Below are 12,542 nucleotides of genomic sequence, written 5' to 3'. Positions count from 1 at the left end.
TCATATAGTTGCTTGCTGAATGGTTTATATTACACTTGTCGTGTCGAAAATCTTTACTACCTTACAGAACTGTACGAGAGTTCACTACAAAATACCATTTCAGCACACAAGAAAGAAGGCCCTGAAAGCACATCAAACTCATACATTGATGCTGCAACTGCGATATCTCCCTTATCACCTTTCGGAGCAGCTAAGTATTTCAATCAAGCTATTGAGGCAGTATCAAAGTTTGGTAATGAGGCTTTGTATCGACATTTCTCTATTTTGTCTCTGGCAGAAAAAAGCGCTGAGGAAAGTTGCTCCCATGAATTAACTTACAGGTTTTCAAGAAGTTCAGAAGTTATTTACGAATACATGTCTGATCACTTTCCAATTGAGAGGACATTCAAAGCAATTCATAACATGAATGCACCTTCGGCTTTCGCCGTTATGGCACGATGGCTAGACCGAGAAGTAACATATTGGGGACCTGTAGAAGATACCGTTATAGGACAATCAATTTCCAATGGGACATTATCTGCAGAAGAAGCATGGTCTGCTCAAGGGTTGATAGAGAATTCAGGCTATGTGGAATTTTTATGCCAATGCATCGAAAAGGCTGGAAATGCAGATACACGCAAGGTCATATTTGAAGATGCGGCTCGACAAGCTCTGATAAAAGGACTACCGGAATCAGCACTACTCCTCATTAAAGAAGAGGGAGCTAAGTTTAATCTAAGCTCTATGGCGCTTAATGACGCAGTCATACAACTTAGTAAGCAAGAAAAAGTAATAAAAACTGAGAAAAATTCTTTTGATTCTAGTGACATCGACACATCCGTGAATTGGGATTCAGTCTTTCTTGCTAACAACTTTACCACATCGAAAAACATCGAAGCTTCATTGGCTAATTTCAAAGCCATTGAAAATAAAACCTACAAAGATAACTTTTGGGAGCAGTTGTACGCAAAGGTTCCAGTTTTGTCTGCCGTAGATTTTATGCGTGCTATTCTAAGCTGTAGTTTTACTTCTCGATACGAATTACTAAGAGTTTTAGAAAATACTCCCAAAGAATGGTTTGAGCGAGAAGGTCTAAAGGAATTGTGGATACAGGTTTTTGACTTATATGTGCAACAAAATGTTAGTACCGTCTCAAACCCATGGTGGCCAGAGCACTCGACTTCACAATTTAAACTAGATACAGATTTTTCAAAACTAAGAAGCAAAGGTGTAATAAAAGCGCTAGAAGGTAAAAGCGACTTTGATGATGCTGAATTTATTTTCTCTGTGATTACAGTTTTATCGCAACAACTTACCCCCACGGAAGCAAAAGAAGCTCTGGGTTATGCTCTTGAAAGAGTTGAGCTTCACGTCGATGAAGATGATGCTGATGGTAATTGGGAAAGTTGGCTAGCTCCGTCTAAAGATATTTCAGAAGCATATGCATCTTTTATTTGGTCAGCCCTTGCTAATCCCACATCCAAAATCCGTTGGGAAGCGGTTCATATCATATATCGTCTTGTAGAACTTAACTGCAATGATGTCATTGATTCATTGATTACTCTTTTTCCACGAAATGACATTGGTGCCTTTGGTTCAGTAAAATTCCCATTTTATAATATTCACGCCAAATTATATTTTTTAATTGCAATTTTTAGAGGCGCACAATCGAACTCATTACCTCTGTTAAAGCATAGTTCCTTCTTTATGGATCAAGCTCAAGGTGCAGATCACACTCTATTAGAGTACTTTTCATCTAGTGTTGCCCTTAAGCTATTACAAGAGCAGCATGATATTTATACTTCTGATGAAATAGACAAATTGGTTAAAGTGGGGAAGAGCCCATTCAATAAAAACATTACTAACGAACGTGGTCAATTTGTAACTGCCAATATTGCTCGTATTGATAAGGAGTTACCAGAATTGTCTTTTTTTCTGGACTTTCAAGAATATTGGTTAAAACCATTGGCAAATGTGTTTAGTGTTTCAGTTAAAGAATTGAAACAGGCTGCAATAAGCATTGTAATAAACGAATGGGGAGTTAGCATCGATGAAAGGTTTATTCACGACCCTAGACATTATGGGCGTAAAGAAACGCATTCACGTCACTTCTCAATACCTCCAACTCAGAGCTTTGATTTTTATTTGGGGTATCACGTAATATTCACCATTGCTTCTCGGTTAGTTAAAAACATACCTGTGGTAAGAAGCACGAATGATTGGGAAGATGATCGATGGCTTGAATGGCTTTCTGGACATCTATTATCGATGGATAACGGATACCTATTAGCTGACCTACGAGACCCGGCTCCTTTGGTTAGAAGAGGTTGGCTAGAAGAAAAAGCGACAGAATCATGGAGATGGGAAGTTAGCAATAGCGACTTTTTCGAAGGGTTGCTTTTGAGAAAAGGTGAAAAAACATTCATCTGTGTTACGGGCTTTTGGTCTGATAACGATGGTTCTGGTAACAATGAGGATTACCGCATCTCCAGCGCATTGGTGTCAACGAACAAATCAGATTCTTTGTTAAGAGCTCTAGTTACATGTACGAACAGCCACGATTATAAACTTCCCCTCTATAAAGAAGATGGGTTTGAATGGGACGACCCTGAATTTCAAATGAAAGGGTGGATTTGTGAACCAGATGAATACAAACGCCTCGATGAAACAGATCCTTACGCTGGGGAGCTTCAATTTCCAATAAGGGGCATAGGACACGAATATGAGAAGTTGCTTCAATTGAGCTATTGTATTCTCACTCGGGACTATACCGATAAACAGGGAGACATACACGGATTTTCTGAAACTTGGACTGATATTCATGACCGCTATAATAAAGGCATGATTCGACAAGGTAATAGGGTTTATATGTCCTTAGATAAACTAAAAGCCTTGTGCCTTAATACTAATTTGTCACTTATATTTGAAGTGTCCATTAACCGTCATAGCTCAACTTTCGATAGGGATTTACCATCTGATGTCAAATATTCAGGACAAAATTGCAACTTGTATACTCTCTCAAGAGATGGAGTCATCAAAGATTACCAATCAAGAAGTTATCAACTTAGGTAAAGCTATCATTGTAGAGCTTGGTATGGAAATTGAGTGTAACACTCCTGCTCGTTGGTTAGTCCATTACATTGCCGAGAACATCCATAGGGCCGAAAACAGTATAGGTAAAGACAAAGATATTGCTGAAATAAACTGTGTTGATGCAATTCTTAAGCTTTGGCACCATCGTTCCGAGCTTCCCAGAAGCATTAGGCCTTTTGCTGACTTTGACTCAGTTTTTAGGGGGCTTTCTAGACTAAATAGCTCAGGTCGTGGCCATTATTACAATGAGTTCTCTCAGTTTGAGCAAGAAATCGATAATGATGAGTCATCTGAAACTAAGCAATGGGTCAAAGTTGCTTTAGCAGTTGATAGAGCTGCTAAAGAACTAGTTTTAGAAAGCTTTGAAGTAGCAGCTCAGGCTGCTCTAACTGAGAAGTCAAAAAATATTTTGCAGCAGGTGCCTGAAAGCGCAGGTGATGACATTAAAATTATGCTGAGCTTTGTTGGTGAAGTTAATGATGAAACTAAGCTAAGAGAGAATGAGGTCGCCGAAGTTAAGTCAAAAATACAGAAAGTTGAATCACTAAAGGCTATTTGTGATGTGTTTCTAGAAAAGTTTAAGAATGATTTGGAAGTGATCGCTGCAAAAGATGTCTCTAAACGTTAGTGACATCAATGTATTCAGTGGTTGCGTCAATCGTATAAATAGACTACGAATTCAATACTATATTTTAATTATTGATTTTAGAAAGTAGTAAGGCCTGAAATTTATAGCCGCTATTTGCCGTAATTTGGGGCTGCCCAAATTCCCTTAAGAGGTATTACCATACCTCCACTAATCCGTGTTTTGCTAATTTAGCAAAACATGCAACTCATTTTTGTCCAGAAGCGTGCTGAGTAAGGTTATTAAATCTACAGACAGGCTACGCGGTGAGCCATGGTTATTAGCGCACCATGGCCGCTCTTTGGCATCCATGCCACCGCGGCATTTGTGAATCCATTCACAGCAGACGGGCGGGCCAGCATACACGGATAGACTTGAACAACATCCGTGTTTAACGGCCAGTTCGCCATCCATAGCTCTCGTTCATAAGCTCAGAAACGCCTAGGTTTCTATTCACCGTGTCGTTGAGCAAATATCATGGATCGCCCTTAAATATGGGCTGTATTTAATAACCAAGCAGTGATATTAGCCTTTCAATATTTAACGCTCTTCTGTCCAAAAGCGTGCTGTATATTTCCTTGAAGGTTATATGCTCAAAATTTGCGAGGCGACTTCGGTTCGTTTTTAAATGAGTGGCAGGATTTTCCCGCCGAATTTTCCACTATAATGCTGCTTCCTGCTGCGGAAGCTTTGTGCTTAAGGTTATCTCGTGAAAAATTTCATAATCATATTATTGGTTTTATTTTCAAGCTGTGTTTTTAGTGCGCAGAAAGCTGATTCAGTATTGGTTAATAAAAGCGAGAAAAAACTATACCTAATCGCTGATGGCAAACCATTCAAATCTTATCATGTTGTTTTTGGTGCGAATCCTGAGGGTCATAAACAACAGGAGGGGGATGAGAGAACTCCTGAGGGGAAGTATTTACTTGACTATAAGAAAGAGGATTCTGCGTTTTATAAAGCCATCCATATATCTTATCCAAATCAACATGATATTGAGAGTGCCAAAAAACGCGGCGTTAACCCTGGTGGGCTCATCATGATTCATGGTCAACCTAATGGCTTAGGTTGGTTGTCGTTCGCTAGTCAATTTTTCAATTGGACCAATGGCTGTATCGCCGTGACAAATTCAGAAATGGATGAAATTTGGCAGGCCGTGGATGTGGGTGTTCCAGTTGAAATCGTGCAATAAGCACATAACCATGCGTTCACTGGGAATGCGTTTCGTGACCCCTTAGCTTAATTGTTATGGACTAGGCAAAACATGAAGAAATTCTCAATTAGCCGTATACACACTTGTTCCGGAATTTTCAGATTAATTGGGGGGATAGTTGCAACTGAAAAATCTGTTGAAATTGAGTATGAGAAAGTCGAGTTTATGGGTACCGATGGCTGGTGTGAGCTTGACTTAAATTCATCAAATGCAAACGCTATTCTGTCCATGATTCAATCTGATATCATTCATCATGTTTTAACTCAACCATAAGAAAAATAAAGCAAATAAATGCAGATTCGACGTCAACTTACTGAGTTAAGTTTGGGCGTTAGCCATCATGACTCCCGACCAAGGCGCGGTTCAATTAAATGCCATAAGGCATGATTACCGCATTACGCTCTGTCGAAGTTGGTATGGGCAATAGCGCTAATTGATCTAAGCGGCAGCCATAAATAACCTTAATGCGGCTATCAGAGTTGGTATTCGTTCCTCAACTCGTTAAAAGTTTTGCTACGCTTGTGATTGATTTGCAGATTAAGGCATGATGGCTTCATTCTGATTATCGCCCCATCAATACAAGGGATTATATATAAACGCATTTGCTTATATTCAGGTCAATTTATTCATAGCCTTAGCCTACTATATCTTAGGTCAAATGGGCTTGATGATTGCCTTGCCTCCCGGATATTCTGCGGCAATTTGGCCTGCGGCTGGGGTTGCAATTGCTTCTTGCCTCTTGTGGAAAGGGCGTGCGCCTTGGGGTGGTGTTTTTATTGGGTCGCTCCTGACTAATATTAATATTGGTCAGGAGCTGCACTTAGGTTGGTTACCTCTCACTATCGCCTTGGGCACGTTACTGCAAACGATTATTTCTGCGCGCATTATTCAATATATTGATCCTCTGTTGACCTTAGACAAACCAGAAACAGTCATCAAATCAATGGTAGGTCTAAGTGCTAGCTGCTTTATTGCTTCTTTGTTTGGCAATGTTGCCCTTGTTTTGGGCGGCACAATTACCAGTGCGGATGTTGTTAGCAGTATGCTCAATTGGTGGATGGGGGATTTTCTTGGTGCAGTGATTTTTATCCCGTTAACCATGTTAGTGTTCGATAGGCGAGCGATTTGGCGCTCAAGACGGATTCAAACAGGGCTCCCATTGTTGGTTGGTTTTTTACTCTGTGTTGGGATTTATTACTACGCAGATATGAACCAGCGGCAGCAACTGCAGGATAAATTTCAAATTCAATCCAACGCCATTATTAGTAGTGTGGAAAGTTTTCAGGGAACGAATCTACAGCAGTTAGTTGCTTTAGCCAGCCTATTTGATAACAGTGAAGAGGTCTCTGAACATGAGTTTATTCAGTTCGGTATACGTAACCAACTGCAGTTAGATGGTTTTAGGGCTTGGGCTTGGTCCCCGTTGGTTGCACTACGCGATAAAAATAGTTTTGAGTCCGCGACTAGGGATGAGCTGGGGCGAGCTTTCAATATTAAATATGTAGAAGACGGTAAACCTAACGCCGATGGTTGGCTTGTGCCCGTTAAGTATGTGCAACCCCTGAATAGTAGCCGAAGCGTACTTGGATTGGATCTTAACAGTGAGCCAGTAAGGGCTGCCGCGATTGCAAAAGTGAGGGCAACACTTGCTCCTGTGATGACGAGCAAGATTCAGTTAGCAGAGGACCCTAATGGTCCCGGAGGCACGTTACTATTGGTGCCTTCCTTCGATCGTGTGGGTAACGTTAAAGGGTTTTGTTCGGCGGTCATCGACATCCAAAGCATCATCAATAAAGTTGAACAAGTAAAAGGCTTGCATTGGCGGCTGACGGATATGAGTGCCGATGGGGCTTTGCTTTACGCAAACAGTCAGAAAAAATTTCCCAGTTTTTCTGGCAAGTTGCACAGCGATAAATCCGGCCAATACTATCAAGCCCATTTAATGCTGGCTGATCGTCATTGGCATATTGTGATTTACGAGTCCTATGCTGCCCTGATGGGCGAAACCTTTAGTCTATCGTTACTCCTGTTACTTTTAGCCTTTATCACCTGTGCGGTAGTGAGTGGGATGACATTAATCTCTTCCGGTGAGCGGTATCGGATTGCGGATAAAGTGGCCGAAAAAACCATGGCGCTCTCGAAGGAGATTGCGCGTAATCAAGCGTTCCAAGCCACCTTAGTTGAGAGTGAAGAAAAATACCGTAACCTGTTCGATAAGGCGCCTGTAGGCCACGTGTTAAAACGCCTTGAGGATGGTCAGTTTGTTGCAATTAACCAAGCGTTTAGCGAGATTACTGGCTACACATTGGAGGAGCTACAAGCCCTTGAACCTTGGGATCTTACCCCGATCCGTTACCGTGCAAGCGAAGCCGAGCAGCTTGAACGTCTCAAGCAAACACACCGTTATGGTCCCTACCAAAAGCACTATCGCCATAAAGATGGGCAGTTGGTAGCCGTCAGGTTAAATGGTTCCTTAGTGACGGCGGCCAATGGTGAGCCGCTCATCCTGTTTGTTGTGGAAGATATTACCGAGCAAGAACGCACCGTTGCTCGAGTAAACCTGTTGGCTCAAGTATTTCAGCAAAGTGGTGAAGGTATCACCATTATTGATGCTAATGACATTATTGTGGATGTGAACAGCGCCTTTACTCAAATTACCGGCTATTCAAGGGAGGAGATAATTGGCAAAAATTGTCGCTTTATTGAATCTGATCGTACTGATAAGAGCGTGGATGCCCAAGTGCGAGCAGCACTAGAACAAACGGGTTTTTGGCAAGGAGAAGTGTGGGATCGCCACAAGGAGGGTTATGATTTTCCTAAGTGGTTGATGATGTCGGTGGTGCGCGACGAAACGGGGGCGATCAGCCATTATATTGGTAGTTTTACTGATATCAGTGAGCGAAAAATCAATGAGGAACGCATCCACTTTTTAGCCCACCATGATTCACTGACCTTATTACCCAACAGGCTTAGCCTGCAGTCACGCTTAGAGCAAGTATTCCAAGATGCCTTCATTACTAACACGCAGATTGCAGTAATGTTTATCGATATGGATCACTTTAAAAATATCAATGACACCTTAGGTCATCATGTCGGTGATATGTTGTTACTAGAAGTGGCTCGGCGCTTAAATACCATTATTAGTCAAGATGATATTGTTGCGCGCTTGGGTGGTGATGAATTTGTGGTGGTGTTATCTGATACAGATCATGACAGTGTTGCTAAGGTCGCAGAAGCCTTGCGCAGCGGTTTGAATCAAGTCTACATCATTGATAGCAAACCCTTACACTCTTCGCCAAGTATTGGGATCAGCCTATTCCCAGCCGATGGTGACAGTGTTGAGGCATTAATGAAAAACGCCGATATGGCCATGTATCGTGCTAAAGCCGCAGGAAGAAATAATTACCAGTTTTTCACCGCCGCCATGAACACCCTAGTGACTGAGCGCCAGCAGATAGAGACAGGCCTCAGGCAAGCCATCACCCGTAATGAATTAAGGCTGCACTATCAACCTCAAATTGATATTAACACTGGGCAAGTCGTTGGGGTTGAGGCGCTGATCCGCTGGCAACATCCCGAATTAGGCCTGGTCGCTCCCGATCGTTTTATTCCTATCGCCGAAGAAATCGATATGATTATCCCCATTGGCCAATGGGTGCTCGAAAATGCCCTCGCACAACTGGCGCAGTGGCGTAAAAAGGGCGCTAAAACGTTGCGGATGGCCGTTAATTTGTCGGCGCACCAGTTACGTAAAGACACAATAGTCGCGGATATTATCAATGTGTTAGCCCAATATCAGCTGGGTAAGGGGGCATTGGAGCTTGAGATTACTGAAAGTGTCGCCATGCAGTATCCAGAGCAAAATGCCAAGTTGCTGGCCGACCTCCGTCAGCAGGGGATTGAATTGGCGATTGATGATTTTGGCACAGGCTATTCGTCACTCTCGTATTTGAAGTTGCTGCCCTTAGACAGGCTCAAGCTGGATCGATCCTTTGTGAAGGATATTGAAAATGATCCAAACGATGCGGCAATCAGTGCAGCAACGATTTCCATGTCCCATGAACTAGGATTAACCGTGGTGGCTGAAGGGGTCGAGAACGAAGCTCAACTGGTGCTGCTCTCAAGCATGGGGTGCGATCTGGTGCAGGGATATTATTTCAGTAAACCCTTAACTGCAGAGGATTGTTTCCGTTTTATTGAGCGCAATTTTTAGGCCGTTTTTTATCCATTTAGCACTATACTTGAGTCAGTCTGGTGATGGGAAATGGATACATTAAGGACAGCGCTATGCAAGTTATCTTCACTAAAGGTTCGACCCGTTACGCTCAATTACGTTGCGTACGTATGGATGGCAGTGCCACACAAACGCAAATGCCCGAGCAGGGGATTGCTCCCCACGATATGATTCACTACGTTGTAGAAAAGCGCTTGCGCATTCAAGGTGCCTTTTTCTCCCAAATACGTGCCGGTGCGGATATCAATTTCACCCTTGAGCATAACGAGGCTTCTTTAGCGGTTGCCGATAAAACGGAAATTTGGCAAACCGAATCGACGGTTGAAGCATTGCAATCTCTGTTGTGGTCGGCCGACACGCCTAGCTATGCGGGATTTATCTATTTACTTGAGCAGGCTTGCGGCAATCGAAAGCTAGCCGTGCCTGAGATTTCAGAATCTGATTTTGAACATATTCTCAACGAGATAATGGAGCTGACCATCGAGTGGCAAGGCATGGGTGAAGGCCAGTCCTTGACCTTAAAGTTTTAGTGGAGTCACCATCCACAAGAGCGCGAAGATTCGCGCTCTTTTACGACACTCTTTAAACCGTTAAATGCCCTCCCCTAAAAACACTTTGGAATAGCGTGGCTGTATCCAAGCGTTATCGCCTTTACTGATCCCTAGCTGTTTAAATTGCACTTTGGACAGTTCAACGTGGATCAGTTGCTCATCGATTTCGGTCAACACTTCTAATCGCGCAACTGGACCGACGATGGTTACGAGATCTAAGTTAACTTTTATAGCATTTTCAGTTGGTTGTGTTAAAACTTCGATTTCATGTGGACGTACATAGGCTAAACCTTGTTGTTCTTCTTCTCTCTCCGCATGTTCTGGTGAGGGAATATGAATATTGCCGATAGTGCTATGGCCGTGTTTTACCCTTGCATGGAATAGGTTTACGTTACCCAGAAATTCATACACAAAGGGATTGCTCGGTGTGTCATAGACTTCTTCTGGTGTGCCTTGCTGCTCGATACGACCTTTATTCATCACTACAATTTTATCGGCCACCTCGAGTGCTTCTTCCTGATCATGGGTGACAAATACCGTAGTTACATTAATTTCATCGTGTAAGCGTCTGAGCCAACGGCGTAATTCAGCGCGGACTTTTGCATCAAGAGCACCAAAGGGTTCATCAAGCAGTAGGACTTTTGGCTCTACCGCCAATGCTCGGGCAAGGGCGATGCGCTGTCTTTGCCCACCAGAGAGTTGTGATGGATAGCGATCAGCGGTCCAGTCTAATTGGACGAGTTTGAGTAATGAATGCACCTTCTCGGCAATTTCTGCCTTGCTTGGGCGTGTTTTTCTTGGCCTGACCGTCAGTCCATAGGCCACATTTTCGAACACTGTCATATGTTTAAATAGGGCGTAGTGTTGGAATACGAAGCCGACACCACGCTCACTCACATGTTGAGTGGTAATGTCTTCACCGTTGAATTTGACGATTCCGCTGTCGGCCTGCTCGAGTCCGGCAATAATTCGTAATAATGTTGTTTTGCCTGAGCCTGATGGACCTAACAGGGCTGTTAATTCGCCTGTTTTTATCTCTAAGTTCACAGAATCAACCGCGACAAAGTTACCAAAATGCTTATTAACTTGCTGGATATGTATGCTCATAGTGGTCTCTTCAATAAAGTGGTGCGCTTAGTGGGTTTTATGTTTACGTTCATCTTTCCACTCCACCATGCTTTTAAGCACGATAGTCACCAGTGCTAAGCCTGTGAGTAGTGACGATACTGCAAACGCGGCTGTAAACATGTATTCGTTGTAGAGCACTTCTATATGAAGCGGCATCGTATTGGTCTCGCCGCGAATGCGACCTGATACTACGGCGACCGCACCAAACTCGCCCATCGCACGGGCATTACAGAGGATCACGCCGTAGAGTAAGCCCCATTTAATATTCGGTAGCGTGACGTACCAGAAGGTTTTCAGGCCATTGGCGCCTAAGGTCAGCGAGGCTTCTTCCTCATCTTTGCCCTGTTGTTGCATCAGTGGGATCAATTCGCGCGCCACGAAGGGTAAAGTGCCAAACATAATGACAATGATGATTCCTGGGACGGCAAATATGACCTTTAAATCATGGGCAGCGAGCCAAGGTCCAAACCATCCTTGGGCACCGAAGAGGATCACGAAAATCAATCCCACGACGACAGGTGAGATGGCAAAGGGCATATCAATAATCGAGATTAGTAAGGTTTTTCCCCTAAACTCAAATTTAGCAATGGCCCAAGCGATTGCTACGCCGAAAATGGCATTGGTTGGTACAACAATAATTAATACCAGTAACGTTAAGCGAATGGCCGCAAGCGCGTCAGGATCTGTGATTGCTTGCCACCAAACATTAATACCAGCCTCGAAAGCACCGTAGAGTACGACTGCTAAAGGTAGAACTAAAAATAACGCGAGAAAACTTAACGCAAGGCCAATCAAACTCCACTTTATCCAAGGTGCTTCTGTGATGGCGTGGTCGGTTGTGGGAGATAACGTGTTCATTTAGTTAGCCTCTTTTACTCGCCCACCACTGTAGGCTATTAATGATTAACAATAAGATGAATGCGGCTGCGAGCATAACTACGCCGATGGCGGCGGCACCGTTATAATCATATTGCTCAGCTTTGGAGACGATCAGTAGCGGAGTAATTTCGGTGCGATAGGGCAAATTGCCAGAGATAAAAATGACAGAACCATATTCACCCACGGCTTTGGCAAACGCTAAGGCGTAACCCGTCAATAATGCAGGCAATACTGCAGGTAAAATGACTCGTCTTATCGTCGTGAATCGACTCGCACCAAGGGAGGCTGAGGCTTCTTCTAATTCCTTAGAAAAGTCGGCTAAAACGGGTTGAACGGTGCGAACTACAAAGGGCAAGCCTATGTAAGTTAACGCAATAACAACGCCGATCTCACTGTAGGCAACTTTAATTCCCCATAAATATAGATATTGGCCGACCCAACCCGTGGTTGAATAGAGCGTAACCAATGCAATACCAGCCACTGCAGTGGGTAATGCAAACGGGAGATCCACCAAAGCATCAACGACTTTCTTGCCTAAAAACTGATAGCGTACAAGCACCCAAGCGACTAACGTACCAAAGACAGCGTTTATCGTGGCGCCAATAAAAGACGCCGCAAATGACAACTTGTAAGAGGCTACAACCTGAGGATGACTTATTGCGACCCAAAAATCAGCCCAACTCATTTGCAGCGTAAACAGGAACAATCCAGCCACAGGGAGTAGAAAAAGGAGGCTTAAATATAAAACTGAGAAGCCCAAGGTAATACCAAAACCTGGCAAAACCGATTTCATAACTGCCTTACCCATATATTATTCCATGGTGAATCAAATAGATAAGC

Annotated in this window: 8 protein-coding genes and 1 pseudogene; 6 read left to right on the top strand and 3 right to left on the bottom strand. The window is 43.3% G+C overall.

Features of this window, described 5'->3' with window-relative positions; translation table 11 throughout:
* The 6 genes and pseudogenes from H9J30_RS17460 to H9J30_RS17435 all read left to right on the top strand — a co-directional run.
* Positions 1–3,051: pseudogene (locus tag H9J30_RS17460) on the top strand (hypothetical protein); the annotation flags it as partial.
* Complete coding sequence (locus H9J30_RS17455) at positions 2,957–3,700, top strand: hypothetical protein (RefSeq protein WP_240132167.1); 744 nt, start codon at positions 2,957–2,959, stop codon at positions 3,698–3,700. The pseudogene H9J30_RS17460 and the gene H9J30_RS17455, both read left to right, overlap by 95 nt.
* Before the next feature lie 706 nt (positions 3,701–4,406).
* Positions 4,407–4,889 (top strand): L,D-transpeptidase family protein, encoded by a 483-nt coding sequence (locus H9J30_RS17450; protein WP_240132166.1) that lies wholly within the window; start codon positions 4,407–4,409, stop codon positions 4,887–4,889.
* A 72-nt stretch (positions 4,890–4,961) separates the two neighbouring features.
* On the top strand, positions 4,962–5,183 hold the full coding sequence (locus H9J30_RS17445; protein WP_240132165.1) for a hypothetical protein: 222 nt from the start codon (positions 4,962–4,964) through the stop codon (positions 5,181–5,183).
* 337 nt (positions 5,184–5,520) lie between these two features.
* Complete coding sequence (locus tag H9J30_RS17440) at positions 5,521–9,123, top strand: EAL domain-containing protein (RefSeq protein ID WP_427915927.1); 3,603 nt, start codon at positions 5,521–5,523, stop codon at positions 9,121–9,123.
* A 74-nt stretch (positions 9,124–9,197) separates the two neighbouring features.
* A complete protein-coding gene (locus H9J30_RS17435; RefSeq protein WP_240132163.1) occupies positions 9,198–9,674 on the top strand; it encodes a cytoplasmic protein in 477 nt (158 codons plus the stop codon).
* Between the two features lie 60 nt (positions 9,675–9,734).
* Here the strand turns inward: H9J30_RS17435 and H9J30_RS17430 are convergent, their stop codons facing one another.
* The 3 genes from H9J30_RS17430 to cysT are packed head-to-tail and all read right to left on the bottom strand — an operon-like array spanning position 9,735 to position 12,510.
* The gene (locus H9J30_RS17430; protein ID WP_169547288.1) at positions 9,735–10,802 is read right to left on the bottom strand and encodes a sulfate/molybdate ABC transporter ATP-binding protein; all 1,068 of its coding nucleotides are present in this window, start codon (positions 10,800–10,802) and stop codon (positions 9,735–9,737) included.
* A gap of 27 nt (positions 10,803–10,829) precedes the next feature.
* A complete protein-coding gene (gene cysW / locus H9J30_RS17425; protein ID WP_240132162.1) occupies positions 10,830–11,681 on the bottom strand; it encodes a sulfate ABC transporter permease subunit CysW in 852 nt (283 codons plus the stop codon).
* A 4-nt stretch (positions 11,682–11,685) separates the two neighbouring features.
* Positions 11,686–12,510, bottom strand: coding sequence for a sulfate ABC transporter permease subunit CysT (gene cysT / locus H9J30_RS17420; protein WP_240132161.1), 825 nt, complete (start codon positions 12,508–12,510; stop codon positions 11,686–11,688).
* Positions 12,511–12,542: the final 32 nt, after the last annotated feature.

Source organism: Shewanella cutis, from assembly GCF_022410515.1.
Classification (GTDB): Bacteria; Pseudomonadota; Gammaproteobacteria; order Enterobacterales; family Shewanellaceae; genus Shewanella; species Shewanella cutis.
This window is presented reverse-complemented; position numbering and strand designations above follow the sequence as displayed.

What these genes read in the sequence shown, in the direction of transcription:
- cysW (WP_240132162.1), bottom strand. Translation starts at nt 11,681, where the DNA reads ATGAACACGTTATCTCCCACAACCGACCACGCCATCACAGAAGCACCT.
- H9J30_RS17435 (WP_240132163.1), top strand. Translation starts at nt 9,198, where the DNA reads ATGCAAGTTATCTTCACTAAAGGTTCGACCCGTTACGCTCAATTACGT.
- H9J30_RS17445 (WP_240132165.1), top strand. Translation starts at nt 4,962, where the DNA reads ATGAAGAAATTCTCAATTAGCCGTATACACACTTGTTCCGGAATTTTC.
- H9J30_RS17455 (WP_240132167.1), top strand. Translation starts at nt 2,957, where the DNA reads ATGTCAAATATTCAGGACAAAATTGCAACTTGTATACTCTCTCAAGAG.
- H9J30_RS17430 (WP_169547288.1), bottom strand. Translation starts at nt 10,802, where the DNA reads ATGAGCATACATATCCAGCAAGTTAATAAGCATTTTGGTAACTTTGTC.
- cysT (WP_240132161.1), bottom strand. Translation starts at nt 12,510, where the DNA reads ATGGGTAAGGCAGTTATGAAATCGGTTTTGCCAGGTTTTGGTATTACC.